The sequence below is a fragment of the Nodularia harveyana UHCC-0300 genome (assembly GCF_034931085.1).
GTDB lineage: Bacteria > Cyanobacteriota > Cyanobacteriia > Cyanobacteriales > Nostocaceae > Nodularia > Nodularia harveyana.
The window spans coordinates 182,048-208,154 of sequence record NZ_JAYGHG010000004.1; the positions used below are offsets into that span (position 1 = coordinate 182,048).

Annotated in this window: 27 protein-coding genes; 15 read left to right on the forward strand and 12 right to left on the reverse strand. The window is 41.5% G+C overall.

The annotated features are described in order from the left end of the window. The first annotated feature begins 7 nt into the window (after positions 1 to 7). Together VB620_RS04600 and VB620_RS04605 are read left to right on the forward strand one after the other, a co-directional pair. Positions 8 to 517, forward strand: coding sequence for an AAA family ATPase (locus VB620_RS04600; RefSeq protein ID WP_323194962.1), 510 nt, complete (start codon positions 8 to 10; stop codon positions 515 to 517). A 120-nt stretch (positions 518 to 637) separates the two neighbouring features. Next, positions 638 to 1,630, forward strand: coding sequence for a DnaJ C-terminal domain-containing protein (locus tag VB620_RS04605; RefSeq protein ID WP_323194963.1), 993 nt, complete (start codon positions 638 to 640; stop codon positions 1,628 to 1,630). Positions 1,631 to 1,801: 171 nt separating this feature from the next. Here the strand turns inward: VB620_RS04605 and VB620_RS04610 are convergent, their stop codons facing one another. Both VB620_RS04610 and VB620_RS04615 read right to left on the reverse strand, forming a co-directional pair. Continuing rightward, a complete protein-coding gene (locus tag VB620_RS04610) occupies positions 1,802 to 2,740 on the reverse strand; it encodes a 50S ribosomal protein L11 methyltransferase (protein WP_323194964.1) in 939 nt (312 codons plus the stop codon). Between the two features lie 16 nt (positions 2,741 to 2,756). Next, on the reverse strand, positions 2,757 to 3,635 hold the full coding sequence (locus tag VB620_RS04615) for a bile acid:sodium symporter family protein (RefSeq protein ID WP_323194965.1): 879 nt from the start codon (positions 3,633 to 3,635) through the stop codon (positions 2,757 to 2,759). A gap of 125 nt (positions 3,636 to 3,760) precedes the next feature. Between VB620_RS04615 and VB620_RS04620 the strand changes: the two genes are divergently transcribed. Then, positions 3,761 to 3,967 carry a type II toxin-antitoxin system HicB family antitoxin gene (locus tag VB620_RS04620; RefSeq protein ID WP_323194966.1) on the forward strand — a complete coding sequence of 69 codons (207 nt, stop codon included), beginning with the start codon at positions 3,761 to 3,763 and terminating at the stop codon, positions 3,965 to 3,967. Then, positions 3,960 to 4,205 (forward strand): type II toxin-antitoxin system HicA family toxin, encoded by a 246-nt coding sequence (locus VB620_RS04625; protein WP_323194967.1) that lies wholly within the window; start codon positions 3,960 to 3,962, stop codon positions 4,203 to 4,205. Before VB620_RS04620 ends, VB620_RS04625 begins: the two co-directional genes overlap by 8 nt. Before the next feature lie 97 nt (positions 4,206 to 4,302). Here the strand turns inward: VB620_RS04625 and VB620_RS04630 are convergent, their stop codons facing one another. Both VB620_RS04630 and VB620_RS04635 read right to left on the reverse strand, forming a co-directional pair. Next, the gene (locus VB620_RS04630) at positions 4,303 to 5,658 is read right to left on the reverse strand and encodes a DUF3370 domain-containing protein (RefSeq protein ID WP_323194968.1); all 1,356 of its coding nucleotides are present in this window, start codon (positions 5,656 to 5,658) and stop codon (positions 4,303 to 4,305) included. A gap of 41 nt (positions 5,659 to 5,699) precedes the next feature. Then, positions 5,700 to 6,212 (reverse strand): peptidase C15, encoded by a 513-nt coding sequence (locus VB620_RS04635; protein WP_323194969.1) that lies wholly within the window; start codon positions 6,210 to 6,212, stop codon positions 5,700 to 5,702. A gap of 58 nt (positions 6,213 to 6,270) precedes the next feature. Here VB620_RS04635 and hisH point away from each other — a divergent pair, with 58 nt between their 5' ends. Continuing rightward, complete coding sequence (gene hisH / locus VB620_RS04640; protein ID WP_323194970.1) at positions 6,271 to 6,906, forward strand: imidazole glycerol phosphate synthase subunit HisH; 636 nt, start codon at positions 6,271 to 6,273, stop codon at positions 6,904 to 6,906. A 110-nt stretch (positions 6,907 to 7,016) separates the two neighbouring features. Further along, positions 7,017 to 7,565, forward strand: coding sequence for a 16S rRNA (guanine(966)-N(2))-methyltransferase RsmD (gene rsmD, locus VB620_RS04645; protein WP_323194971.1), 549 nt, complete (start codon positions 7,017 to 7,019; stop codon positions 7,563 to 7,565). 76 nt (positions 7,566 to 7,641) lie between these two features. Here the strand turns inward: rsmD and petG are convergent, their stop codons facing one another. Further along, the gene (gene petG / locus VB620_RS04650) at positions 7,642 to 7,755 is read right to left on the reverse strand and encodes a cytochrome b6-f complex subunit V (RefSeq protein ID WP_010995538.1); all 114 of its coding nucleotides are present in this window, start codon (positions 7,753 to 7,755) and stop codon (positions 7,642 to 7,644) included. A gap of 208 nt (positions 7,756 to 7,963) precedes the next feature. Between petG and VB620_RS04655 the strand changes: the two genes are divergently transcribed. From VB620_RS04655 to VB620_RS04665, 3 genes are all read left to right on the forward strand, one after another. Continuing rightward, positions 7,964 to 8,338, forward strand: coding sequence for a cytochrome c (locus VB620_RS04655; RefSeq protein ID WP_323194972.1), 375 nt, complete (start codon positions 7,964 to 7,966; stop codon positions 8,336 to 8,338). A gap of 314 nt (positions 8,339 to 8,652) precedes the next feature. Next, a complete protein-coding gene (locus tag VB620_RS04660) occupies positions 8,653 to 8,856 on the forward strand; it encodes a hypothetical protein (RefSeq protein WP_323194973.1) in 204 nt (67 codons plus the stop codon). A 126-nt stretch (positions 8,857 to 8,982) separates the two neighbouring features. After that, on the forward strand, positions 8,983 to 10,374 hold the full coding sequence (locus VB620_RS04665) for a malic enzyme-like NAD(P)-binding protein (RefSeq protein WP_323194974.1): 1,392 nt from the start codon (positions 8,983 to 8,985) through the stop codon (positions 10,372 to 10,374). A gap of 37 nt (positions 10,375 to 10,411) precedes the next feature. Here VB620_RS04665 and VB620_RS04670 read toward each other — a convergent pair whose 3' ends face one another. The 4 genes from VB620_RS04670 to VB620_RS04685 all read right to left on the reverse strand — a co-directional run bounded on the left by VB620_RS04670 (position 10,412) and on the right by VB620_RS04685 (position 13,359). After that, complete coding sequence (locus tag VB620_RS04670) at positions 10,412 to 11,416, reverse strand: phosphate ABC transporter substrate-binding protein (RefSeq protein WP_323194975.1); 1,005 nt, start codon at positions 11,414 to 11,416, stop codon at positions 10,412 to 10,414. Positions 11,417 to 11,572: 156 nt separating this feature from the next. Continuing rightward, entirely contained in the window at positions 11,573 to 12,319 is a 747-nt protein-coding gene (locus VB620_RS04675) for a creatininase family protein (protein WP_323194976.1), read from the reverse strand. 379 nt (positions 12,320 to 12,698) lie between these two features. Then, entirely contained in the window at positions 12,699 to 12,971 is a 273-nt protein-coding gene (locus VB620_RS04680) for a cupin domain-containing protein (RefSeq protein WP_323194977.1), read from the reverse strand. A 22-nt stretch (positions 12,972 to 12,993) separates the two neighbouring features. Continuing rightward, positions 12,994 to 13,359 carry a Mo-dependent nitrogenase C-terminal domain-containing protein gene (locus VB620_RS04685; RefSeq protein WP_323194978.1) on the reverse strand — a complete coding sequence of 122 codons (366 nt, stop codon included), beginning with the start codon at positions 13,357 to 13,359 and terminating at the stop codon, positions 12,994 to 12,996. Positions 13,360 to 14,157: 798 nt separating this feature from the next. Between VB620_RS04685 and VB620_RS04690 the strand changes: the two genes are divergently transcribed. The 4 genes from VB620_RS04690 (at position 14,158) to VB620_RS04705 (ending at position 18,409) form a co-directional block, all read left to right on the forward strand. Continuing rightward, complete coding sequence (locus tag VB620_RS04690) at positions 14,158 to 14,475, forward strand: hypothetical protein (protein WP_323195001.1); 318 nt, start codon at positions 14,158 to 14,160, stop codon at positions 14,473 to 14,475. Positions 14,476 to 14,734: 259 nt separating this feature from the next. Then, positions 14,735 to 16,462, forward strand: a complete 1,728-nt coding sequence (locus tag VB620_RS04695) for a succinate dehydrogenase/fumarate reductase flavoprotein subunit (protein WP_323194979.1) — start codon at positions 14,735 to 14,737, stop codon at positions 16,460 to 16,462. Between the two features lie 524 nt (positions 16,463 to 16,986). Next, the gene (locus VB620_RS04700) at positions 16,987 to 17,493 is read left to right on the forward strand and encodes an SgcJ/EcaC family oxidoreductase (RefSeq protein WP_323194980.1); all 507 of its coding nucleotides are present in this window, start codon (positions 16,987 to 16,989) and stop codon (positions 17,491 to 17,493) included. Between the two features lie 301 nt (positions 17,494 to 17,794). Beyond that, on the forward strand, positions 17,795 to 18,409 hold the full coding sequence (locus VB620_RS04705; protein WP_323194981.1) for a TMEM165/GDT1 family protein: 615 nt from the start codon (positions 17,795 to 17,797) through the stop codon (positions 18,407 to 18,409). Positions 18,410 to 18,510: 101 nt separating this feature from the next. On the opposite strand, the gene VB620_RS04710 is transcribed toward VB620_RS04705, so the two are convergent. Next, positions 18,511 to 19,383 (reverse strand): tetratricopeptide repeat protein, encoded by an 873-nt coding sequence (locus VB620_RS04710; protein WP_323194982.1) that lies wholly within the window; start codon positions 19,381 to 19,383, stop codon positions 18,511 to 18,513. Positions 19,384 to 19,755: 372 nt separating this feature from the next. Between VB620_RS04710 and VB620_RS04715 the strand changes: the two genes are divergently transcribed. After that, a complete protein-coding gene (locus VB620_RS04715) occupies positions 19,756 to 20,754 on the forward strand; it encodes a hypothetical protein (protein ID WP_323194983.1) in 999 nt (332 codons plus the stop codon). Between the two features lie 89 nt (positions 20,755 to 20,843). On the opposite strand, the gene VB620_RS04720 is transcribed toward VB620_RS04715, so the two are convergent. Further along, a complete protein-coding gene (locus VB620_RS04720; protein WP_323195002.1) occupies positions 20,844 to 22,013 on the reverse strand; it encodes a homocysteine biosynthesis protein in 1,170 nt (389 codons plus the stop codon). A 234-nt stretch (positions 22,014 to 22,247) separates the two neighbouring features. After that, on the reverse strand, positions 22,248 to 23,198 hold the full coding sequence (locus tag VB620_RS04725; protein WP_323194984.1) for an RpnC/YadD family protein: 951 nt from the start codon (positions 23,196 to 23,198) through the stop codon (positions 22,248 to 22,250). 418 nt (positions 23,199 to 23,616) lie between these two features. Between VB620_RS04725 and pheT the strand changes: the two genes are divergently transcribed. Continuing rightward, the gene (pheT, locus tag VB620_RS04730) at positions 23,617 to 26,052 is read left to right on the forward strand and encodes a phenylalanine--tRNA ligase subunit beta (RefSeq protein ID WP_323194985.1); all 2,436 of its coding nucleotides are present in this window, start codon (positions 23,617 to 23,619) and stop codon (positions 26,050 to 26,052) included. The last annotated feature ends 55 nt before the right edge of the window (positions 26,053 to 26,107 follow it).

Genomic DNA, 26,107 nt, shown 5'->3' on the forward strand with positions numbered 1-26,107 from the left:
AGGAAAAGTGACGCAACTATTTTTACTAATTGGTATGCCTGGTAGTGGTAAATCAACCCTAGCGCAACAATTAGTCACACAATGCCCCCCAATGCACCTGATTTCAACGGATGCAATTCGGGGGCAGCTTTTTGGTTCGGAAGCAACTCAAGGACCTTGGCTGTTGATTTGGCGAGAAATAGAAAGGCAATTTAAACAAACAGTAGCAGCAAAGCAAACCACCATTTTTGATGCTACTAATGCCCAGAGGCGAAAGCGCCGGGAAATTATCGCCTTAGCCCGTGAGGTCGGTTTTACAAAAATTATCGGGTTATGGGTGAGAACTCCTGTTTGGCTGTGTTTAGCACGGAATCAACAGCGTCAACGCCAAGTTCCCCAAGAAATAATCTGGCGAATGTATCGTCAACTCCGGGATGCACCCCCTACCCTAGAAGAAGGAATTGACAAGCTGATTTGTTTTCCTGAAAAAAGGGAGTACGGAAATTGCACCGATGTTGTCGGAGGGAACCACACTTGAATTGTTGTATTGTCTGTTAATTTAAAATCAGAGTTCCCGATTCTTGGGATTTTACCCAGGAAAAATCCTAGCTCACATTTTACGAAAAAACATAACAGAATTTTTATAGGAGGATGGTAGATGGCTGCAACCGACTTCAAAGACTATTACGCAATTTTAGGAATCAGTAAAACTGCCACTCCAGAAGAAATTAAACAAGCTTTTCGTAAATCAGCTCGTAAGTATCACCCTGATGTTAACCCCAATAACAAGGACGCTGAGGCGAAATTTAAAGAAGTAAGTGAAGCCTACGAAGTTTTATCAGATGTTGATAAGCGTAAAAAGTACGATCAATTCGGTCAATACTGGAAACAAGCGGGCGACGGTTTCCCCTCCGGCGGTGCTGGTGTGGATATGGGTGATTTCAGTCAATATGGCAGTTTTGATGAATTTGTCAATGAGTTATTAGGACGGTTTGGTGGTCCGAGTCCCCGTGGTGGTGGGCGACAAGGCTATTCTTATAGTACTTCTCGGAGTAGACCCAGTGGTTATGGCGGCTTTAATGATTTTGGGTTTCAAGATGTGGGTACGAGTGGGGCGCAAGACTCAGAAGCGTCGATTTCTTTAACTTTGGCTGAGGCGTTTGGTGGTGTCAAAAAGCGCTTTAGTTTAGGTAATGAAACTATTGAAGTTAGTATTCCTTCTGGGGCTAAAACTGGTACTCGCTTGCGGGTCAGGGGTAAAGGTCAATTGAACCCCATGACTCAACAACGGGGTGATTTATATTTAAAGGTTGAACTTCAGCCACATTCATTTTTCCAATTTGAAGGGGATAACTTGGTGTGTGAGGTTCCTATTACCCCAGATGAAGCGACTTTGGGGGCTTCAATTGATGTTCCCACACCTGATGGTTCGGTGAATGTGAAGTTACCTGCGGGTGTGCGTTCTGGTCAATCTTTACGGTTGCGGGGTAAGGGCTGGCCTTTAACTAAGGGTGGACGTACTGATCAGTTGGTGAAGGTGGCGATCGCACCATCAAAAGACCTCAGCGCCCAAGAGCGAGAATATTATGAAAAAATTCGGGCTATCCGTACCTACAATCCCCGCAGTCATTTAGATCAGTTCAAGTTTTGAGGTTTCCTCTGTAGGGACGTTTGGGGGGAACGTCTCCCTAGAAAAGTGCTGAGTGCTGAGTATAAACTTAGTTACTTCAAGAACCTTAAGTAAACTACGAATTACGAATTACGAATTACGAACTACGAATTACGAACTACGAATTACGAATTACGAATTACGAATTACGAACTACGAATTACACTGATGGGCAAATGCAACCCATTCGTTTAATCGTTCACAATCGATTACCTCAAAGCCGGCTTCAGTTAGGGCTGTGGTCACACTTTCTTCATGATCTGTGGTAAATCCGGCTGTAATTAGTAGCCCCGGTGAATTTTGACGTAATGCTGCTCTAAAATCGTCAACCAGGGCAATATGTACCCGTGCAAAGATGTTGGCAACAATTAGATCGAAGGTGTCTTTTGTTTCAATTTTTGAGACATCTTTAACTGTGTTTCCACCCAGCCAATGCCCCAGTTCACTACCACAGCCCAGGCTACCTTGCATGACCTTGACTTGGGGCGCTACACCATTCAAAGAGACAGTTTCCTGAGTGGCTTCTACAGCTACACTGTCATTATCTAGGGCTAAAACATTAGCTCCCATTTTTGCCATGGCTACACTTAAAATCCCTGAACCTGAGCCAAAGTCTAGTACCTGCATTTCAGCTTCTAGATGGCGTTCTAGCAGTCGCAGACTGAGAATAGTGGCTGGATGTAACCCGCTACCAAAGGCGAGGGTTTTCGGAAGTTTTAAGGTGATTTTGTCTGGTATCTCCGAAAGATCAGGTGTATCGGAAGTAACTATCACAAATCTTTCCCCAATGGGATGAATGAGTGGTTTTGCGATATCTGTTTTAGTTTCAACAATGCTTGTTTCAATGGCTGTGGTCATTCCCGTGCGATGCAAAGGGGAAAGCAAAGTTTCAATTTTTTCTACACTTGTCCGCGCCCCGATATCGTTGGGTAAATATAACTGAATTGTACATTTCCAATCAGAATTAGCCGAGTGAGATTCTGCATATTCTGTAATATAAATATCTTTAATATCAATAGTTTCCGCAAGTAAGGTACACACCCAATCAACGGCTTCATGGGTTGTATGCAGAGTTAATTCGATCCAGGACATATTATTTTCCTAACTTTCAGGCTTTGGACAAGCTTTGGCGACTATTAACCCACCATGCAAATCCAGCACCAGTAGCAAACATTAGTAAACTGTAAATAGCTGCGGGAATGGCCATTGTGGGGGTATTCAACAGTGTCTCGGAGGATGCGATGGCGATCGCTAAAGTTCCATTTTGAATACCTACTTCTACTGTAATCGCCGTAGTGCGTTTTTCTCCTAATTTGGTTAAGGTAGCAATTCCAAAACCTAAAGCCATTGTGACTAAATTCAAAACCAGAGTTACCAAACCGACATCAATGACATAGGAAATAAAATTCTCTCGTTCCCGTAGCAATACCCCGGTAATCACCACCGCGAGGAAAAATAAAGATACCCACTTCACAGGTTTATCTGCTTTTGCGGCTATTCCGGGAGCATATTTATTTGCTACCATGCCAATTGCTACTGGTATCAGTGTAATGACTGCAATCTGTAAAACAGTTTTGAGAAAAGGTAACTGTAGTGTTGTCCCTTGTCCTAAAAATGTCTGCATTGAAAAATTGACTACCAGAGGAATGGTAAAAACTGTAATTAAACTACTGATAGCTGTGAGGGTGACAGACAAAGCAACGTCTCCCGCAGCTAAAAATGTCACCATATTAGAAGTGGGTCCACCAGGACAGGCGGCTAAAATCATTACCCCTACTGCTAGTTCCGGTTCCAGAGGAAACAGGGAAGCAATACCAAAGCCGATTATAGGTAACATGATTAACTGCGCTACTAAGCCAGTAATCACTGCTTTGGGATAAATGACAACTCGTTTAAAATCTTCTGGGGTCAAGGATAACCCCATACCTAACATGATAATAAATAGAGCCAAGGGCAGAAAAACAGCCGTGAGAAAATTTGCTTCCATCCTGAACCTGGGTTGGTGACACGAAAAATCCCTCTGGATTGTACCGTATTCTCGGTTAAATTCTGATGATTGCTTGCTATTATTGAGTTGATCATCCTGGGGCGATCGCTCCATAATTTTTGATTATGACTCGCACATTAACGGCAATTGTGTATTGGGAAGAAGATGTTTATGTAGCTGAATGTCCAGAGGTGGGAACAGCTAGCCAAGGAGAAACCATAGAAGAGGCGATCGCTAATCTCAAAGAAGCAACTGAACTTTACCTGGAAGAAGTTTCTGTTCCCCAATCTAATCCGCGTTTGTTAACTACATTTGAGGTGATAAGTGCCTAAGCTACCACGAGTACCTGCTGCTAAAGTCATTCGTGCATTAGAACGCTTAGGGTTTATCCAAACAAGACAAAGTGGAAGTCATGTCATCTTAAAAAAACAAGTAGTTGACGAAAATGAGAGTTTGGCCGAAATAGTTTGTGTTGTCCCATTACACAAGAAAACTTTAGCAGTAGGAACACTCAAAAGTATTTTGAATCAAGCTGATGTTTCAGTTGAAGAGCTTTTGGATAATTTGTAGTAATTTGTACTTAATTCCCAACGAAAACTAAGTTAAAGATGTGTTTAAATCCACAGTTGATCAGACTGTGGGAATTTTTACCAAATAGCGATATTCTCTATTGAGTTGAGACGGTTAATACTTGCGGTGGTGTCGCATCTGGGGGATAGATGAAGTCTACTTCTACTAGTCTGCGATCGCCAGCTGGTATATTCAATAAAACTAATGGTTCTCCCTGTTGACCACGCTTCTGCACTAAATGCGACCACTGCGTTCTGGGGAAACCTTTGTCATCGGTGTAACGTAACCGCACTGACCCCCGGAAAAATACTTGCGGTGCTGTTGTCTCAAAGAAACGTAATCCCTGTTTAACTAAATTATCTTCCTTAATTGGTGTCTGCACAGCTACACTCACGCTTTGAGTCTTTTCAGTATTATTATGTAGGGGTAACTGTAAACTATATTGAATGCCATAGTTACCATGAGCCATATAAGCGGTATCAGGATAACGTACCAGCATGGGTGCGGTTTGAATTTGATTTGTCCCTAAAGTGCCGCCATGCAAGCTACTTAAAGGATAGGAAAAGGCTTCTCCACTTTGAGGAATTGTCAAATATTTAGCTGTGGGATTATCTACAACTAAGGATTTCCACTGAGAACCCTGAGCCACTCCCGCGACACGTCCATAAATTCTTGGTTGGTCGGTAGCTTCTAAGGGTGTGGGAACCTTATCTCTGGGAGTTGACAATTCACCAGTTTCTAGTAGGTTTTCCCACTCGGCTAAAGTCGGCGCACGCTCACTACCATCGGCGTTCTGACGGGCAAATAAAGCCATACTAGCTGCATAAACAGTACCATTACTCTGCAACCGCATTAATGTGGAGCGACCATTTAAAGGTGGTGTGAGTTCTTTAACTGGTATGGGCAAATTTAATAACATTTTATTCTGCCCTGGGGGAATGACAATTTGGGCGGGGAAAGTTCCTTGTCGCCTTCCTCTTAAGACATCAGACACCGCGCGATCGCCTGGCCCTGCAAAAATATTACCTAAGATGTTCTCACTTTGAGCCGGTAACTGCATAAATGGTGCATCTGGTTGACTTAAATAACTTGCAGCTTGCAAAATATTTACCGTTACTGGTTCCGTACCTGGATTGTGCAGGATAATTCCTAAATGCAGCGATCGCAAATCTTCCGGTGGTTCGGCCTTCGCAATGTGGTGGGCAAAAATATCAAATCGCCCTTCAAAGGGATAATTTAAATGTGCCTCTGGAACTTGTTTCCCATCCTGGGGAAAAGTAGAGAGTAAAATTCCTTCTTTTAAAACTAATTCCGGACTATTGCTATTAAATACTGGCACAGTATCCAGTTTTCCCGGTAAAGGGCGGACTTCTTGGGGTTTTACCACTTCTTCCGGGGGTGGGGTAGCTGGTGTTGTTTGGGCGAGGATGAAATTTAGTAATAATGACAACATAATACTGAGAAAATTGGTTCCCTTTAGAGACGGAGAGGGTTTTATAAAAGTGCCAGATTGTTAATAATTAATAAGAAATCAGCCAAGATGAGGGGCAAATTCTCTGGATTTAACAGGGGAACATGGACAAAAACACATGGTGTTGGCAGTCGATTTTGGTACAAGTAATTCAAAACTGCATAGTAAAGAGCCTCACAAACAAATTTACCACAGTCGTAACTAATCTCAATTGCTGTTGCATCTGTTACTAATTTTTCCAAATTAATAGTGGTTGGCAAAACACTTTGATTATGGCTAGCAACCGCTTCCAGACTTAGTTTTGTCCTGCTAGCAGCCATCCCACAACAAATAATATAATCGGGTTGGAGTTCGGCGATTTTTGAAATTACTTGTGAACTAGCCTGATTTTCATCTACAGGTAAACGCCGCAGAAATTTTAAATCATGAGATAGGGAGTCAAGTTTAATCACTTCCAGTAATAAATCATCGCTAGAATTTGACTTTTGCTCCCGCAACCAAATATCAAAAGAAGTTAATAGTATTCTTTTCGCCATAAGAAATATTATTTAGAATAGAAACACCCTCCATAATAAACTTACAAGGAGCCGGTCAATGCCAGTGATTGCAGTTGTAGATTACGATATGGGAAATTTGCATTCAGTTTGCAAAGGTTTAGAAAAAGCTGGAGCAACTCCTCACATTACTCATTCTGCTAAAGAGTTAGAAATGGCAGATGCTGTGGTTTTACCAGGGGTAGGAGCATTTGATCCCGCAGTCCAACATCTGCGAGCGCGTGGTTTAGAACAACCCATTAAAGATACGATCTCATCTGGGAAACCCTTTTTAGGCATCTGTTTAGGATTACAAATTCTCTTTGAATCCAGTGCAGAAGGTGTTCAACCAGGGCTAGGAATTATCCCCGGAAAAGTCCGCCGATTCCGACCAGAAGCAGGTATTACTATTCCCCACATGGGATGGAACCAATTAGAGTTCACGCAACGAAAAAGTATTTTGTGGGAACATTTGCCAGCTGATCCTTGGGTATATTTTGTACACTCTTATTATGTTGACCCGACTGATCCCACTATTCGAGCAGCGACTGTTACTCACGGTTCTCAAAATATCACAGCTGCGATCGCTCGTGATAACTTAACAGCAGTCCAATTCCACCCGGAAAAGTCTTCTAATATCGGGTTGCAAATTCTCTCTAATTTTGTTGCCCAAGTCCGCGAAAAAATTGCTGCATAATCTAACTTTTACTGAGATTTTGCCCTTTGTTGTGAATATTTTCTCACGGTTTTTCCCCATGACTAATGACCAATGATTTACCCTGAGCGTAGTCGAAGGGCTAATGACCAATGACACTGAGAATTTACGGGAATCGCCAAATTAAAACTTTATCAGGGGAAGCTACTAGACCCACCAGTGCGCGGGTGAGAGAGGCTGTATTCAATATATGGCAAGGAGAAATTACCGGGTGTTGTTGGCTAGATGTGTGTACTGGTAGTGGTTCGATGGGTGCAGAGGCTTTGTGTAGAGGAGCCAGTTTAGTTGTAGGAATTGAAAAATCTAGCCGAGCCAATGCTATTATTCAGCAGAATTGGCAACAGGTGGCGCATGGGGAACAAAAATGGCAACTATTGCGCGGTGATGTGGTGCAGCAATTAAAAAAATTATCAGGTCAGCAGTTTGACAAAATTTACTTTGATCCACCTTATGCTAGTGGATTATATCAGCCAGTGTTAGAGGCGATCGCCCACCATGATTTATTAGCTGTGGATGGTGAAATAGCTGTAGAACACAATCCCCAAGGTTGGACACCACCAGTCATCCCCACTTGGGAAATTTGCCGCCAAAAGGTTTACGGTAACACGGCGCTGACTTTCTACAGAATTATCGATCAATAGAGTCAATGGTGGAAATGCAGTCCCAGAAAAATGCTGTTTGTAGAGACACGATGAATCGCATCTCTACTCGGAAATTTTAACCGCCCAATTCGTTGGGGCGCTTGTATTGCTTATAGGCGGCGTAAAACAGCCCAGCCAAAGTCACAACAATCAGACCAAGGACAATACCTGAGAGTAGGGGTTCAACCACTTCATAATCTCCTGTTTGCAAATGTTCAATATTCGTTTCTGCTGTTCATTCTACCAAATTGGAGATGAATCCCTCGCTCTACAATGTTTTTAGAGAATAAATGATCATAAAAAAATTATCATTTGTGCTTGCAGACACCATCAAGAACTTTTAAGCTATGTGTAGGGGATGAAAAACTTTTATTAAATTCACTTTCACGGCAAACCTTTTGGATAACCAAATTACCAAACCAGAAACTCGGATACAGTGGATCACCTCATTGGCTCTGGTAATACTGCTAGCAGCCCCTTTGGGCATTTTTGGTGTTCAAATGGTGAGAGCTTCTGATCCGTATGTCAAAAATGTCCTTTCCTTGCAAGGGGACTCAGTTCAGGGACACGCTATCTTTCAAATTAATTGTGCTGTTTGTCATGGACTGGAAGCGAATGGGCTAGTTGGCCCTAGTTTGCAAGGGGTCTCAAAGCGTAAGTCAAAATACCAGCTAATTCGCCAAGTTATTAGTGGCGAAACACCGCCTATGCCAAAATTTCAACCTAGTGTGCAGGAAATGGCAGATTTATTGAGCTATTTAGAAACGTTGTAGTTTAAAATTGTCCAAATTTTCCAGCTAACGGTAGGTATCTAAGTATTGGTGTGTGAGACTAAAAACAGAGTATATATTTTGTACACGTACAGAGTAGGAAATATTACTTTGTCAAGTTTTATAGTGAAATTACCACTGATAGAAATTTGAGATTTAGGATAAAAAGCCTTGATTAAAAGGCTGTTCTAGGCATTTTTAACAATACTGCTTGTAGTAATTGACGATCGGATATTAACTCCTGATGTATCTCAATATGCAAAAATGAGTGGCGTGATTCTGGAATTACTTACACCCATGATTAAGGAGTGATATTTGTGAGTCAACCCCCTAACTCTGAAATTAGAAGATTTTTATACATTTTCGGTGTTTCTATCGGTTTGGCTTTATTACTGACAGCCATAATTTATCTCTTGCTGGGAATTGGTGTAATTGATGGAATTCCCACATATATAATTTGGGCAATTGTTCTGTTTTCAATTGGTGCAGGTATATTGAGTGGTGTTAGTCGCAGACCCTAATCACCTGTCAGTAAAAGATCATCCTATTTTGCGAAATATCTGCTAAATATACATCGGTGATCGTGGGCGGGACGTAATACCTTAAGGATTTGAGATAAAATCTAAAACTTAAAATCAAAAATTACAATGACACAGCTAACTCCTAATTCTAGTTTTAGTGTGACCCTGCGGTTACAAATTCCTAACCATGTGGGAATGTTCGCTTCAGTTACCCAGGCGATCGCCACCAGTGGCGGTAATTTGGGACAAATTGATTTAATCGAGCAAACCCGCCATCAGTCTACCCGTGATTTGACTATAGATGCTGCTAGTACAGAACACGCCGAAACCATTGTCCAAGCAGTCAAAGAATTACCAGATATTAAATTAATCAGTGTTTACGATCGCACCTTTAATTTGCATCGTGGCGGTAAAATTAGCATCACCAGTCGGATTCCCCTCAACAGTGTTTCTGACTTAGCAATGGCTTACACACCTGGAGTTGGTCGCATTTGTACAGCGATCGCTCAAGATCCAGAGCAAGTTTATCATTTAACCATCAAACAAAATACTGTAGCTATTATTACTGATGGTAGTGCCGTTTTAGGTTTAGGAAATCTCGGTGCATCCGCCGCCTTACCAGTCATGGAAGGTAAAGCCATGCTCTTCAAAGAATTTGCGGGTATAGATGCTTTCCCCATCTGTCTGGATACCCAAGATACAGAGGAAATTGTCCGTACAGTTAAAAATCTCGCCCCCGTTTTTGGTGGTGTCAACTTAGAAGATATTGCAGCCCCTCGTTGCTTTGAAATCGAAAAAAGATTAAGAGCCGAACTGGATATACCCATTTTTCATGATGACCAACACGGTACAGCCATTGTCACCTTAGCCGCCTTATTTAACGCCTTAAAACTGGTGAATAAATCCATCGCACAAATCCGGATTGTGATTAATGGTGCTGGTGCGGCTGGAGTGGCGATCGCTCGGTTACTTCGCAAAGCAGGAGCCGAAAAAATTTGGATGTGTGACTCCAAAGGCATTATTTCCACCAGTCGCACCGATTTAACCCCAGAAAAGCAGGAATTTGCCGTTAAAGCCCAGGGGACTCTGGGGGGTGCAATGCAAGGCGCAGACGTGTTTATTGGCGTGAGCGCACCGGGAGTATTGACAGTAGAAATGGTACAAGCAATGGCTAAAGATCCCATTGTATTTGCTATGGCTAACCCCATTCCTGAAATTCAGCCAGAATTAGTCAGTAAAATTGTCGCTGTTATGGCCACAGGTCGTAGTGACTACCCCAATCAAATCAATAACGTTTTAGCCTTTCCCGGAGTATTTCGCGGTGCTTTAGATTGTCGCGCCCAGACAATTACTACCAATATGTATTTAGAAGCCGCCAGTGCGATCGCCTCCCTAGTTAAACCCTCAGACTTAAACCGGGAACACATCATCCCATCAGTCTTTGACAAACGGGTTGCGCCGGCTGTCGCTGCTGCTGTTCAACAAGCCGCCCGCCAAGAAGGAATCGCCAAGAGTTAATCACACAGGAGTGGAAAAATCATTGTCAGCCCACTACCTACTTCACCGGAACAAAACCAGCCCGTTGTACACCTTCTTGTCCAGAAGGAGATAAAGCCAATTCCAAAAACTGCTTCACAGCTGGGCTGGTTTTCCGTGGGACAGCTAAATAAACCACCCGACTAATCGGATAAGTCCCATTTTTCACTAAAGCTTTATCTGTAGGCGACATTCCATTAATTGGCAAAATGCGGACAGTTTGCTGATTTTCCACTTGGGTAACAGTACTGTAGCTAATACCATCATTACCTAAAGCCCGTAAAATTGGCGTAGTTTCATCTTGGTCAACAGTAGTAAAATTAGCACCATCAGGAGCGAAAGATTTACCAGAAAGTACGGACTCCTGGAAAAAGGAATGAGTCCCACTATCACGAGAACGGTTAATCACTTTGATAGGGAGATTCGGTCCACCCACATCCGACCAGTTAGTTATTTCTCCTAAAAAAATCAAACGCAACTGTTCTAAAGTTAATCCGCCTTGATATGGATTATTCACACCTACCGCTATAGCCAAAGCATCACGAGCGATGGGTACTCCCACAATTCCCGCCTCCAACTCACTACCATTTAGGGGACGTGAAATAGCTGCCATCAACACCTTACCATCAATCAGATTTTTCAATCCGGCATTAGTACCATTAGGTTTACCGTCAGGTATTCCATAAGTTGTAGGTAAGTTAGGATTGATAAAATTATAGGCAACCTGAAACTGCTTAACTATAGTAACTATACTTACACTGCCATCAATACTTAAAATCGTTGGGTTGGGTAAACTGGTATCTAAAGTATTGAGATCAAAACTCGCAACTGGCTGAGATTTAGAACCAGAAGAGGGATCATTATTATTTAAAGACTGGGAGGAATCCTGATTAGGAGACTCAGAACTTTGCATCAGTCCAGACAATCGCGGGAAATAACGTACACCCAATCCTAAAATGCCAACAGTGAGCAACAGAGTCAACACCAGAATGAGTATTTCTCGATTTTTGCTGTTTGTAGCCATATTTTAGTATTGACCCTAATTAACCAAATTTATAGAGGTTTTCAGCTACCATCCAAGGGTATCTTGTCATACTTTAATACAATTTCCCTCTCCTCAATTCCGTATTTGACGATAGATAGATTTAAAATTCTGCCATAATCTGTTTTCTCAGACATCCTATTCTGCATTCAAAAATTCTAAATACCCATTGCTGAGTTCTTTCACCGCCAAATCATAAAATTGCTTACCATGTTCTGGTGTTGCTAAAGCTGGATTTGAACCCATCCGCCCATCTGGGTAACTTTTGCGGAAATCAGTCGCACTATAAATTCTGTGTCCACTAGCAACTTCTGGTGAGAGTGGCGCTTGTTTAATCGCCTCTGGATAAATATACTGAGTCAGAGCTACTTCACTGGGGGTTGCGTGAGAACCTTCTTGATCACCATATAATTCTTTAGCAAGTTTGTACACAGAACTACACATAAACCAGTTAGCAACTTGACATTGTACCTGCGGTGCGTTGCTGATTTGCAAATCTTCCAAATGTGAGTAAGTTTCCGAAAAAGCAGCTTTCAGAGTGGCGATATTACCGCCATGTCCATTGATAAAATAAAACTTGCTAAAACCAGCTTTGGCTAAACAAGTGATATAGTCGCGTACTACTTGAATCATCGTGCTGGGACGCAGACTTATAGTACCGGGAAAAGCAGTATGATGTAATGCCATACCCACATTGATTGTAGGGCCAATGAGTGCCTGAGTTGCTTCACCCACACCACGGGCGATCGCTTCTGCACAAATCGCATCAGTCCCAATTAAACCCGTGGGGCCATGTTGTTCTGTAGAACCAATGGGGAGAATAATACCCCGTGATTGTTGTAAATAAGTTTCAACTTCTGGCCAAGTGCTTAAATGTAGTTGCATTTTGCAGAACAATTTAGTTTAGGTATATCTAATTTCTATCTTAAAAATTTCCCACAGAAATTACTACCATATTAGAACTGACCCAAAAACCCTGAGTAACTCTTATTCCTTTGTGTCCTTTGCGGTTACTTCTCTCATCATTTTGCGACACATAACCAAGACTGACGCAAAAACCCTTGGTAACTTTTCTTCCTCTGTGTCCTCTGCGTCTCTGTGGTTAGTTCTCTCATAATTTTGCGACACATAAAACTCTAAGGGACACAGTATTACTGTATCCCTAATCCTTGTATTCAATTTTAGTTCAATCCATTGTAGAGATGTTGATATTCTGGACAATCAAAGCCAGAAAAAGACCAGGAAATTAATTCTAGACTATTGACTAAAAGAAGCAATAATGTTTTTTCACGTCCCTTGTAATTTCCCATGTACAAGACATACCAGCAGGAAAAGTTACTAAATCGCCTTTACCCATTTGCACTGGTTGTCCACCATCAGGAGTAACAACGACATCACCTAACAAAAAATAGCAAGTTTCTGGAGAATCATAAGTCCAGGGAAATTTAGATATTTCTTTTTCCCAAATTCCCCACTGGAAAACACCTAATTCGTTAAGATATTCTTGACTAGGTTGATGCTCAATTTTAATTTCCATGCTACGTTTTCTCGGTAGGGATTTAGCAGTATGTCTGGATATCTTCTCCACACTCATCTACTAAATAACACAATGCCCGAAAGCGCAAGCCGACAAATTCATCATACAGTGGATTGAGCTTACACATAGGAGGAATATGGGCGATTTTGCGACCAAATAGGACAATATCACGCTCAAAAGGACATTGGGCAGGAATCAAGTTAGCAATAAAGTGAGCAAAGCCACGATTTTTGATTTCCAAATTGTCTAGTCGGTTACGCAATGGTTGCAGTAAGTCGAATTTGGGTCGCGCGAATCTGTTTTTACTACCTACTTGATTCCCTGATTCTACTTCTACGGACTTGATAAAAGCAGGTAGAAGAATATGTTGATTATTTGTTTTAAGCATAGTTCTAAGCAAGGTCTTCCTTGTATTGATCAATTATTTGGGAATCTTGGTATTTACCACACAATCTATGTTGAGCATTTCCATCGAGCTAATGGCTGAAATGAGTGTTAGCACAAAGTGATTAATTTCGATAGAATTTGTTGGTAAAAAGTTCTCTTACTTCATATTTAAACCCACCGGATAATCAATAAATGTCCCGTTAAATACAAAATAACAAAGAAAATATAAAAATGGTATTTCATTAACTTATGAATTTCCAATCTTTAAGATAATGATCCCCTATATGGAAGTGAAATTCATCGTTCATAAACTACCCAGTAGTATTAATTGTGATTTTGTAGGGACAAGTAGGTTGTAACGTTTATCCAGCGAGGCTAAATTTCTATTTAGATCCCTAGCCTGAAAATATTTTAGCGAATAAACACTCATTAAAATGTAACTTTTACTACCAACTATCTAATGGATATTATTTAGTTAACTACAGAATATCCTTTGATAAGTACAAACTAATCCCGGACTTAGGAAGTTACAGATCATAGTACATACTCTCATTGATAGTATGTTGCCAAGTAAGTTGAGTACGAGAAAATACTTACAAAAATGCTAATTGAAATACAAGTATTATAATTGAAGTTTAGGGAAGGGATTAGCCACAAGACTAAATTTATACTTTACAACCACGCAATATTTGTGAAGTGATATTACAAAACTTGCCAAAATATTGAGAAATTGACCGCCAGGCAAACATAGCTTTAACGTAGAAACTATAGGATAAAATTGCAGTAATGATAAAATATGATGAACAAAAATAATACTCAACAATACAGATTTGTCTGCACTCTGACCTTTGGTGATATCTATGGTCAAATTATTATTTGGTTAATTACAATCACGATTAGTTTGGCATCTGCTTTGGCGTTGATGGGTGCTAAACGCCCCGTTTATGCTTTAGTAACTGTGGGTCTGGTAGTCCTGTTATCACTACCATTTTTGCTGTTTGCGTTTGTCACTACGTTATTCAACCATATTGAAGTCACAGCTGTATCTCCAGCCACTAAAACTGAACCCATACCTGGTAATATTTCTCAACAACAACCAGTACAAGCCACTACCTAATTTAAGTGGCGATCGCAAATAGTCAAAATTCTCAGTTTTATACCCTGTCATCCGCAGGGTATTTTTTTAGCTTTAATCAGATAAATTTTGGATGATAGCTCGTCTACCAGTAAATATATTGAGGTAGGGGATATCAACAATCACTCTGAAGCAGTAAAGAAAACATCAAAAGGAAAATGTGATGCAATAGGCAAATGTGCAAACAAAAATCAAGCCCTCTCTACAATAGAACAACAACTTACTGCAAACAGGGCTAACTATGCTGGAACATGATGTAATTATTGTTGGTGGTGGATTGGCGGGATGTCGCGCTGCGGTGGAAATCGCCCGGACTGATCCTAGTTTAAATATAGCTTTGGTGGCTAAGACTCATCCTATCCGTTCCCACTCCGTAGCAGCCCAAGGCGGGATGGCGGCTTCCCTAAAAAATGTTGATTCTGAAGATACTTGGGAAGCACACGCTTTTGATACTGTTAAAGGTTCTGATTATTTAGCAGACCAAGACGCAGTGGCGATTTTGGCGCAGGAAGCCCCGGATGTGGTAATTGATTTGGAACACATGGGGGTTTTATTTTCGCGTTTACCTGATGGTCGCATCGCCCAACGCGCTTTCGGTGGACATTCTCATAATCGCACTTGCTATGCGGCGGATAAAACTGGTCACGCGATTCTGCATGAGTTGGTTAATAATCTGCGGCGTTATGGTGTGCATATCTATCAAGAATGGTATGTGATGCGCTTGATTTTAGAATCAGGTGAGGCGAAGGGTGTGGTGATGTTTCACCTGTTGGATGGACATATAGAGGTTTTGCGGGCGAAGGCGGTGATGTTTGCGACTGGTGGTTATGGTCGCGTTTATAATACTACGTCTAATGATTATGCTTCTACGGGTGATGGCTTGGCAATGACGGCGATCGCAGGTTTACCCCTAGAAGATATGGAATTTGTGCAGTTTCACCCCACTGGTTTATATCCGGTCGGGGTGCTGATTTCCGAGGCTGTGAGGGGAGAAGGGGCGTATTTGATTAATAGTGAAGGCGATCGCTTCATGAAAAATTATGCCCCCAGTCGCATGGAACTAGCCCCTCGTGATATTACCTCACGGGCGATCACTTACGAAATTCGGGCTGGGCGTGGTGTTCACCCCGATGGTAGTGCGGGCGGTCCCTGTGTCTATCTTGACCTGCGACACATGGGTAAAGAAAAAATCATGAGTCGTGTTCCCTTCTGTTGGGAAGAAGCCCATCGCCTCGTAGGTGTGGATGCAGTCACTCAGCCGATGCCGATTCGCCCCACAAATCACTATTGTATGGGTGGTATCCCTGTTAACACTGATGGTCAAGTCCGCAGCAGTGGTGATAATTTAGTTCCCGGCTTTTTTGCTGCTGGTGAGACAGCTTGCGTCTCTGTGCATGGTGCTAATCGCCTGGGTAGTAACTCGCTGCTAGAATGTATAGTTTATGGTAAGCGTACCGGGGCGGCGATCGCTCAATACGTCCAGCATCGTCAGTTACCAGATGTAGATGAGTCAGCCTATATCAAACAAGCGCAGCAACAAATACAAGCCTTAATAGAACAACCTGGTGAATATCGTATTAACCAAATTCGTCAAGCCTTTCAAGATTGTATGACCGAATGCTGTGCTGTTTTCCGGACTGAAGAAGTCATGCGCGAAGGTTTACAAAAAATCACAGAATTGCAACAGCAATACCCGCAAGTTTATTTAGATGATAAAGGTAGTTGTTGGAATACAGAACTTGTAGAAGCCCTAGAATTACAAAGCTTAATGGTAGTAGGAAAAACAATTCTCGCCTCAGCCCTAAATCGCCAAGAAAGTCGTGGCGCACACTTCCGTGAAGATTATCCCCAGCGAGACGACAGTAATTTTCTCCAACACACAATGGCTTATTATTCACCAACAGATATTAACATTCAATATCGCCCAGTAGTAATTAATATGTTTGAGCCAAAAGAACGGAAGTATTAGAAATCTTCCTAAATTAAATTATTGATTTTGGGGATTTGGGTGTTTAATATAAACCAAAATACATCCACCCCATAATCAAACTTTAGAGTTTTATTGACTTTATAGAAAAATCTATTAGCTAATCATATAAAAACATATTAATTATCAGATTAAAACTCAGAAAATAAAGAAATATCTAAAGCATTAGGTATTTTTACCCTTACATTTTTCGATGAATGCTATCCTAAAAAATACTGTACCGTAAGTCATATTTTTTAAACATTTAACTATCTTTTCATAGGATAAAAAATAAATTAAAGCTTTTATCTTACAAACTATCGAAAAAAGATGAACTATAATTATTTTTGATGATTGCTCTGAATAGTTATTTATGGGCTAATTGATTTTTATATGGGCATAGTTTCAAGATAGCTATTCAATCTATGGTAAAAACTGAAGCGCTACAAAACTACCTCTGAATTTGTCACTAACAACAATTAAGTAGAAGTATTCACAGTTCACCGTCGCATCAAAATCAAAGAGTTATGAAAAGGATAATTGCTCGATCTGCCCTATTATCAATTTTTGGTGCAACAATTTCTTGTGCAAGTATTCTGCCAATAAATACTGTCGAAGCCAAATGGAAATGTCCCAGGGTTACTAGACCAGAAATTGCTCAACTTTTCGACCGATGGAACAACTCCTTACAAACTGGTGATCCAAATTTAGTTACCCAGAACTATGCTAAAAATGCTGTTTTATTACCGACAGTTTCCAACCAAGTGCGACAAAATCATGAAGAAATTCAGGATTATTTTGTCAAATTTTTAAAACTGCAACCCGTAGGTAGAATTAATGACCGTAATATTCGCCTTTATTGCGGTGTGGCTATTGATTCAGGCACATATACATTTAGAATTATAAATAATGGTGAGATTGAGGATGTTAAAGCCAGATACACTTTTGTTTATCACAAATTCGGGAATGAATGGCTAATAACAGAACATCACTCTTCAGCTATGCCAGAAACAATTAATAATGGTGCTGAATAGTTCTGGAGCCAAGGTCAAGTTCAGTAGTAGGGAATTTTGCTTGACTTATACTAGGGAAAGATATAGAATTTAATTCTAAATTGAAGGGGAGTAGCTGCTGGCAAGAAATTAATTGTAATTGCAAAGCCAGTACATCTGAATCAACATACTGGTGATGAGCCTGGTTCAGATGACAAATAAAAAATATTTGGTAGCGAGACCTTCACTGAGTTTACACAAGAAAATGTGTGAGCTTTAGTGAAGTGTCAAAACCCTCATTGAAGCTCCACACAGGTAAAAAATCCTTCAGGAGTTTCAAAGAGTGTTAACAGCATTTACGGCGGGTTTATTATTAATTACAGTTTCCGAGCTAGGTGATAAAACCTTTTTTATCGCTGTGATTTTAGCTATGAAACACCCCCGGAAGCTAGTCTTCATTGGTGTAGCATCGGCTTTAGCTGCGATGACAATTCTTTCGGTACTATTCGGGCAAGTAGTATCTTTACTGCCCACAATATATCTTAAGTATGCAGAAATAGTTTTATTTTTTGCCTTTGGTGTAAAGCTGTTATGTCAAGCTATTAAAATGTCTGATTTTAGCAGTGATCAAGAAATAGATGAGGCTAAAGAGGCGGTAGAAAAAGCAGAGTTACAAACAAAGTCAAAAACCCCATTAGCAATTTTAATAGAAGCCTTTACACTCACATTTGTAGCAGAGTGGGGCGATCGCACACAAATTGCCACCATTGCCCTAGCCGCCAGATATAATACCGTGGGAGTAGCGACCGGGGCAGTTTTAGGACACGCCTTATGTACAGCGATCGCAGTCATTGGCGGTAGACTGATAGCCGGACGCATTTCAGAACGTCAACTCACCTTTGCCGGCGGATGTCTATTTCTGATATTCGGAATCGTCGCTGCTGTAGAAGGAATTTAAGGGATTGGGGACTGGGTGTTTGAGAATCTTTCCCCACACCTCCCACACCTCCCACACTCCCCACACCTCCCACACTCCCCACACTCCCCACACCCTACTCCCTATTCCCCTGAATCCTCAGCAGGAGTTTCCGGCGATTCAGCAGGAGTCGGACTCGGTAAAGCCGCCGCCCTGTTAATTTCGTCCTTATATTGAGCAGGGGCTAAAGCCACAGCGCTATCAAACAAAGGTTTAGCCTCCTCGACCTTACCCTGTTCTCGGAAAAGCATAGCCTTTGCTAAAACCGGGCGAAAATCTTGAGGATCTTCCTTAATTGCCTGATCATAGGTAGAAGTAGCTTCAGGATAACGCTGTTGAGAAGCGTGAACAGTACCCAATAGAACCTGTACAGCCACAGTATCAACACTTCCAGGCTGAACCTTATTCGTCTGATTAGCATTAGTGATCGTCTCTTCCAACAAACCCACGGCGGCTTCAGGACGTTGCTGATCTAGCAATAAAGCTACCATACCCTGCAAAGCATTCAAATCACCGGGTTTAGTGTCTAAAATTGAGCGATAAGCTTGAGCTGCTCCTTCCTGATCTCCCATTTGCTGTTTTGCTTGGGCTAACAGTACCCCATATTCAGTCCTTTCGGGATTAAGTTGAGCGAGTTTTTCCAGAGGTGGAATCACCTCTCGAATATCACCTTGTTTTAAACTTAGTAGTTGCAGCCTCGCTTGTAATAAGCCATTGAGAGCGGTTTGATTTTCTGGTTCCCGTTGCAAAACCAATTCATAACCTCGAACTTCGTCTTGCAATTTTGATAATTGGTCAGAGGAAGCGGCGCTGTTGTTAGTGGTAGCAGTACTTTGATTTGAGGGGGAAGGATTATTAATGGCGCTAATAATCGGAATTACCGAAATACCCACAAAAGCAGTTACTGCTAGCGCTAAGACGATCCTAACTACCCAACGATTGCGCGATTGAGACACGTGCTGTCTTCCTCCAGAATTCAAACGACTTGATCATTGATATAAATTTGAAAGCGAAAATTTTCCAAAACCTTGCGGAATCCCGCCAATTGTCTGTGAATTTTATAACAAATAACTATTCACACTACTAAATTAAGTGATGACTTTAGGAGGAACCGTCAGAATTGTACTTATGATATGCTTCCGAAACTAGTGTAAAGGCTCTAAGTTACATTAGTGTCTTAATGCAAATGTAACGTCTTTACGATTCTATTGATTGCTCTGGTGTAGGTTTGTGAACAGCCAATATACTTTCACCAACAGCACAAAGACGCTTTTTATTGCTTTTGTTAAATCCCAAAATGGGATGTATCTCCGCCGCAAGGAGTTTTTATGACTTCCGACCTGATGCCTTCGCCTGAATTTTCTAACTCTTCTACCAATCATCAGCCTCCAAACCATCAAGAGGCAGCTACTAATTCTGATAAAGTAGCAAACCTGGAAATCTTATCTATTAATTCCAAGGAAACTGACTCCAATGGAAACTTAGCTCATCGTCTGCAACCGATTCCACCTCCTAGTGAACCGATGCAATACCGAGCTATCGGGTTAGTCAGAGGTCGCTATACTGCTAGCGCCGAGCAATTTACTCAAGGTACGCTGCTAACCCAGGATGGTGTAGAGCTAAATGCCGTATTACTCGGCCGGATTATGAGCTTAGTCAAAAATCATTTAGATTTAGAACAAGAGCATTTGTGGGTAGTTTATCCCCGCACGAGACAAGAGAACGACAGCTTACACCTGCAAATTGTGGGCGTTTGGGAGCCAGATAAACTCGCTAAACAGCCAACAGAAGAGAAGCAAGATACCGCATCGCAAGAGTTGCAAGAAACTGATGATCATTTGCTTGCAGACCAAGAAGAATCTACAAGTAAAGTGGGATCTGCCTCCGAATTTTGTGATGGTAGTTTTTCTGTACGTGGCGAGGTAGTTTACCAGTCTTTTGACGCTAAGAGCTTAGTGGTTAAAATTAAGCAAGCTCCACGCAAATCCAGTGATAAACCCAAATATTTTAAGTTGAAACTGCGCGGTGTACTCACCACCAAAGCTGTCAGCAAGTTCTGGGACTTTAAAGCTAAACGAGAAGGTGACGTATTGGTATTAGAAAAAGCCGATGCGATCGCTGATTTGCCTAAAAAACGCAAACCAAACTTTAAAGGTGGCCCTCGTAATGGCGCTGGGGGTGGGAGAAAACCATTTCCCCGTAGACACAATGGGGAAACCCCGAAACCAATCAAGAAAACAGCCGGTGAACTCTCGGCGGTATCCAAACCGATACCAAAAGCACCTACTCCTAAGCCCATTAAACGGACAAAACCAACTCAGGAGTAGGGAGTAGGGGGGATAAGAGGCAGGGGGGCAGGGAGCAGGGAGCAGGGGGGAAAGAAAGATTTTTAGTTTCCAATACCCAATCCCCAGTCCTAAAAATCTGTCCAACGGTCTTGGGGTAAAAATGATCTGTCCATCGGAATTTGAGCAACGGGTTCTGTGAGGGTAAAAGTACCTGCTGAAATCCATTGTTTTAATTCCAAGGCGATTTGCCGAGAAAAATACATACTGGCTAGGGGAGCAACTCTCACAGTTTTGCCCTCTATGGTGATGCGCCCAGACTTGAGTTGGGCGTAACTCACTAATCCAAAGGTAGGACGAACTCGCCGAGGAATGGAAAAATCGACGATTGGCGCTACTAAATCTTTATCCTGGACACTACAGCGTTTAACTACTTCTTCGTTTAATACCGGGAGGGGGACACCTACACCCAACATTAAAGAAGGCCCATAGCTTTTAAAGTAACAACCCCGCACCCAACGCGCATCCATTTGTTTGGCATCACCGATTAAAGCTAAGGTGGCAGAAGGGCCAATGGGTGTACGATTGGGTAAACGTTTTTGTAAGGGAAAGTGTTGTGTACCTTCCCAAGCAACATAGCCAATACCGCCACCTAAAAAGATGCGTGTGCCAATACCCACTAATTGTAAATCCGGGTCGTTGAGCAAGGGGGAAACCGCGCCAGGGTTGGAGTAAACGGCATTTCCCAAGCTCGGTTGTAAAGGGCCGAGGTAAGTAAACAGTGAGCGATCGCCACCATTAACACCTACAATAAAATTTTGGTAGAGATTACGCGGATTAAATAAATAAAACTGATTAATTGTCTCGCGGGTAACAGTCGTCTCAAAAGTCGCCCGTGGGTAACAATCTGTAACTTGTCCTTGGGCTTTTATATGTACAGGTTTGCCGGCGATTAAATTTTCAATTACGTGACCACCACCCTGTTCCTTGACTTCCTCCCCATCCATTACATCTACAGGACAGCTCGCACCCAAATATAAATCTACTGCACCAAAACCTGAGTATGCTGGTACTCCATCTATCCAGCAACGCCGAATTTTGATTGGCGGGTCAGTATGTCCCAAATTAATAATTGCACCACTGGATTCCATTGGCTCAAATGTCCCAGTGGTAATTACATCGACTTCTTTCGCAACTTTGCTCACGCCGATTTCGGCAACTCGTGCTTTTAATTCTTCAATTGTCAATACCACTGCACGTTGGTGGCTGATTTTTTCGTTGATTTCGGCAATTGTTCGCATTTTAAATATAATTTTCCCATAAGTAATTGAACCCGATTTTTTTGCTTCTTTTAATCGGATTTTTCCTGACATTAATTTTAGTAATACCAATTATTTATGAGGCTGCATATTATTTCTACCTCTCCAGTTACCTCCCCACGAGAGCAGAGGGTTAGGATAGGGTTATTTGTCTGCATCTTTATATTAAATTGGTATAATTTGGTTTTCACTGTTGCTGAACCAAACCTACATCTATTAATCTGCTTCTGATAAACTAGAGTTAACAAGCTGTGCAATTTCCTTTACAGAATTAATACTAATTGCTGATACAAATATCTGTTCCAAAAAAGATATATCATCAATTTGATTAATACTTACCACTATATTTTCAGGAATATCACCAAACCGCACTTGAACAAGTTTGATAATATTTTGTTTCAGAGTTTGTTTTGTGGTTTTTTCTATAGCACGTTGTTCGATGTTAGTTAAAAGTGGCATTTTTCGTTCCTCTTGATAGTTAGCTAATTTTTCCTCAAAACTTAATTGTAGGTCTTCAGATAAAGCCATCATTAAATCAATGACTTTATACAAATCAACAATTTCTTTACGGTTATAACCTTTTTCATAAAGTAATCTAGCTAAGTTCCATTTCCACTGTTCCCTAGCTAACAAATTGCTGTTAGTGGCTTTAGTCCTTAAATGTGCCATTACCACTATAGCAAAAATATTATTACTTTGCTCTAAATCCTCCCACTGATAATCTAAAAGCTTAACACTAGAAAAGTTAAAGATTAATTGACTACTTCCTAAACCATATTGGTAACAACTAGGTCGCCAACTGTTAGTTTCATCTCCTAGTATGGCTAAACTAATAACTGGTTTCTGATATAAATCAAAAGCTCGATAGTTATAGATAAACATTCTTTGAGAAAATTCTTTATCATATTGACTTTGTACTTCTACATGAATTAGTATCCAAACTTCTTGATTATCTAATAACCACACTTGAAATAACTTATCAGCATGGCGTGTTTTACTGTCGGCAGATGCGGTAATCTGTTCTAATTCTTTATCTAGAGAAATCGGGTTTTTAGTCCAATCTATTTGCGGATATATTTCTGGATAAAAGAAGGTGAGAAATGAATCAAAATAATCTCCTATTACTTCCTTCCAGGTTTCATCATAGTTAGCTGTGATTTCCATCATTGTGATTAAAATAGTATTGATAATTGTGCAAGAGTATTTGTTTATACAGCGTATTGCAGCTTGATGAGATACACCAAGAAATAATCAACCACAGATAAACACAGATAAATCTGTACTCTATTGAAATGGAAACTGCTGTATGTTGGGCGAAGTTTTACCCAATATTTAGTTGGCTTCGTTTGGTTGCGCTGCGCTTAACCCAAACTACTTCTAGACTTTGAACATACGGCCTAGTATTCTGAGACACCTATACTCAATAATAAAGTGATTTATACAATAAAGTGGCTCGATAAGGGTTAATAACGGGCGACGCTCTCAACCCAAATTTTCGGTAGGATGATTCAAGATACTTCTGTTAAGACGAGCTTAATTCGCTCTGTACAGCACTCGACAATATTTCAATAAGCAAACACACTCCATGCGTATTTCTCTAAATTGGCTGCGGGAACTGGTAGAAATTACACTTAGTCCAGAAGAATTGGCGGAAACTCTGACAATGGCAGGGTTTGAGGTAGAAGAAATTGAAGATCGTCATACTTGGGCGAATGGCGTGGTTGTGGGGAAGGTGGTTGAGCGTCAACCCCACCCTAACGCGGATAAATTAAGTGTTTGTCAAGTAGATATTGGTGCATCTGAGACTTTAAATATTGTCTGCGGTGCGCCTAATGTCAAGGCTGATATTTATGTCCCAGTAGCAACTACAGGCACTTATTTACCGAATATCGACTTAAAAATTAAACCTGCAAAACTACGCGGTGTCCCTTCTCAAGGGATGATTTGTTCTTTAAAGGAACTCGGTTTACCCACCGATGCAGACGGAATCCATATTTTTACTCAGGAAAATCTACCTTTGGGTAGTGATGTGCGTCCGTTATTAGGTTTAGATGATGTAATTTTAGATGTGACTGCAACCGCTAACCGGGCTGATGCTCTTTGTATGGTGGGGATAGCGCGGGAAGTCGCAGCTTTGACTGGTGGTAAGTTGAGTATTCCTACACCTGGTGCAGCATCAGTGTTAAAAGCTGGGGGTAATTTAACATTAAAAATTACCGAGCAGCAAGCCTGTCCAGCTTATATTGGTACAGTCATTGAGCAGGTAAAAATTGCCCCTTCTCCCGAATGGTTGCAACAGCGTTTACGATCTGCTGGGGTGCGTCCTATAAATAATGTGGTGGATATTACTAACTTTGTTTTGTGGGAATGGGGACAACCTCTACACGCTTTTGATAAAGACCGTTTACAGTCTGTTGCTGGTGGTGAGGGTTTAACTGTTGGTGTTCGCTTTGCTGGTTCTGGGGAATCTTTGAAGACTCTGGATGGACAAACCCGGAATTTATCAACCCAAAATTTGTTAATTACTGCTAATGATACTCCTGTTGCACTGGCGGGTGTGATGGGTGGAGAGGAAACGGAAGTTCATAGCGGTACTCAAAGCATAGTTTTAGAAGCAGCTTTGTTTGATTCTGTGGCTATTCGTCGTTCTTCCCGGAGTGTGGGGTTAAGAAGTGAGGCTTCTGGAAGATATGAGCGAGGAGTCAACCGGGCTGAGTTGGAAATCGCCTGTAACCGGGCTTTATCACTGTTGAGTGAACTGGCTAATGGGGTAATTGTCCAACAGGAAATTGCTGATACTCGCCCAGACCAATCTAGTTGGAGTCGTTCTATTTCCTTACGTTTAGATAAGGTTAATGAGTTGCTGGGTCCCGTGGATTTGGGCGAAGAGACAGGAGAAATCACCGAAGCGGATGTTGAGCGGATTCTGACGGCGTTGGGTTGTCAGTTGGCTGCTTCTGGGGAAGGGAGTTGGACGGTGACAGTTCCGCCCTATCGTTACCGGGATTTAGAACGGGAAATTGATTTGATTGAAGAGTTAGCCCGTCTCTATGGTTATGACAATTTTTGTGATACTTTACCAGAGAAGTCTGAGGCTGGTTATTTATCTTTAGATCAGGAGTTAATCCGCAAGTTACGGGCTTCTTTGAGGGCGGAAGGATTAACGGAAGTGATCCATTATTCTTTGGTAAAACCTGGGAATAATCGTCAGGTGGTTTTGAGTAATCCGCTATTTGTGGAATATTCGGCTCTGCGAACTGATTTGATTGCTGGTTTGATTGATGCTTTTCAATACAATTTGGAGCAGGGAAATGGTGCGCTGAATGGTTTTGATCTGGGGCGCATTTTCTGGCAGGAAGAAGACGGTTTGCAGGAAACTGATGCGATCGCTGGTATTATGGGGGGCGATCGCTCTGTTGGTAAATGGTCAAAAGGTAGCACTGAAAACCCGATGACCTGGTTTGACGCTAAAGGTATTTTAGAAGGGGTTTTCCAACAACTTAACTTAAAGGTGGAATATCAACCCGATTGTCGGGATGAACGTTTACATCCAGGACGCACTGCTTCTTTATGGGTGGGTGGTAACAGACTGGGGATTTTTGGACAACTCCATCCTCAATTGCGACAGGATAAAGGTTTACCAGATTCTGTCTATGTGTTCCAGCTTGATATTAATGTGCTGTTGGATGCTCTTGATCAAGATGAGATTCTGGTTCCCAAATTCCATGCTTATTCTACCTATCCAGCCAGCGATCGGGATATTGCCTTTTTCGCCCCTGTAAAGGTTTCAGTGGCTGACATTGAAAAATCCATTAATAAAGCCGGAAAGGGACTGCTGGAATCAGTGGAATTGTTTGATGAATATCGCGGTGAAAATGTTCCCGCCGGACAACGTAGTTTAGCATTTCGGTTAATTTATCGGTCAGGCGATCGCACCCTTACCGATGCAGAAGTACAACCAGTTCACAATAAAGTCCGCGAGGCTTTAGTGGAGAAATTCGGCGTTAACCTCAGAAGTTAATTAATAGTAGTTTTAGATTTTGGATATATTCGATCCAAAATCTAAACTTATTAGT

What these genes read in the sequence shown, in the direction of transcription:
- VB620_RS04605 (WP_323194963.1), top strand. Translation starts at nt 638, where the DNA reads ATGGCTGCAACCGACTTCAAAGACTATTACGCAATTTTAGGAATCAGT.
- VB620_RS04610 (WP_323194964.1), bottom strand. Translation starts at nt 2,740, where the DNA reads ATGTCCTGGATCGAATTAACTCTGCATACAACCCATGAAGCCGTTGAT.
- VB620_RS04615 (WP_323194965.1), bottom strand. Translation starts at nt 3,635, where the DNA reads ATGGAAGCAAATTTTCTCACGGCTGTTTTTCTGCCCTTGGCTCTATTT.
- VB620_RS04620 (WP_323194966.1), top strand. Translation starts at nt 3,761, where the DNA reads ATGACTCGCACATTAACGGCAATTGTGTATTGGGAAGAAGATGTTTAT.
- VB620_RS04630 (WP_323194968.1), bottom strand. Translation starts at nt 5,658, where the DNA reads ATGTTGTCATTATTACTAAATTTCATCCTCGCCCAAACAACACCAGCT.
- VB620_RS04635 (WP_323194969.1), bottom strand. Translation starts at nt 6,212, where the DNA reads ATGGCGAAAAGAATACTATTAACTTCTTTTGATATTTGGTTGCGGGAG.
- hisH (WP_323194970.1), top strand. Translation starts at nt 6,271, where the DNA reads ATGCCAGTGATTGCAGTTGTAGATTACGATATGGGAAATTTGCATTCA.
- rsmD (WP_323194971.1), top strand. Translation starts at nt 7,017, where the DNA reads ATGACACTGAGAATTTACGGGAATCGCCAAATTAAAACTTTATCAGGG.
- VB620_RS04665 (WP_323194974.1), top strand. Translation starts at nt 8,983, where the DNA reads ATGACACAGCTAACTCCTAATTCTAGTTTTAGTGTGACCCTGCGGTTA.
- VB620_RS04670 (WP_323194975.1), bottom strand. Translation starts at nt 11,416, where the DNA reads ATGGCTACAAACAGCAAAAATCGAGAAATACTCATTCTGGTGTTGACT.
- VB620_RS04675 (WP_323194976.1), bottom strand. Translation starts at nt 12,319, where the DNA reads ATGCAACTACATTTAAGCACTTGGCCAGAAGTTGAAACTTATTTACAA.
- VB620_RS04680 (WP_323194977.1), bottom strand. Translation starts at nt 12,971, where the DNA reads ATGGAAATTAAAATTGAGCATCAACCTAGTCAAGAATATCTTAACGAA.
- VB620_RS04685 (WP_323194978.1), bottom strand. Translation starts at nt 13,359, where the DNA reads ATGCTTAAAACAAATAATCAACATATTCTTCTACCTGCTTTTATCAAG.
- VB620_RS04690 (WP_323195001.1), top strand. Translation starts at nt 14,158, where the DNA reads ATGAACAAAAATAATACTCAACAATACAGATTTGTCTGCACTCTGACC.
- VB620_RS04695 (WP_323194979.1), top strand. Translation starts at nt 14,735, where the DNA reads ATGCTGGAACATGATGTAATTATTGTTGGTGGTGGATTGGCGGGATGT.
- VB620_RS04700 (WP_323194980.1), top strand. Translation starts at nt 16,987, where the DNA reads ATGAAAAGGATAATTGCTCGATCTGCCCTATTATCAATTTTTGGTGCA.
- VB620_RS04715 (WP_323194983.1), top strand. Translation starts at nt 19,756, where the DNA reads ATGACTTCCGACCTGATGCCTTCGCCTGAATTTTCTAACTCTTCTACC.
- VB620_RS04720 (WP_323195002.1), bottom strand. Translation starts at nt 22,013, where the DNA reads ATGCGAACAATTGCCGAAATCAACGAAAAAATCAGCCACCAACGTGCA.
- VB620_RS04725 (WP_323194984.1), bottom strand. Translation starts at nt 23,198, where the DNA reads ATGATGGAAATCACAGCTAACTATGATGAAACCTGGAAGGAAGTAATA.
- pheT (WP_323194985.1), top strand. Translation starts at nt 23,617, where the DNA reads ATGCGTATTTCTCTAAATTGGCTGCGGGAACTGGTAGAAATTACACTT.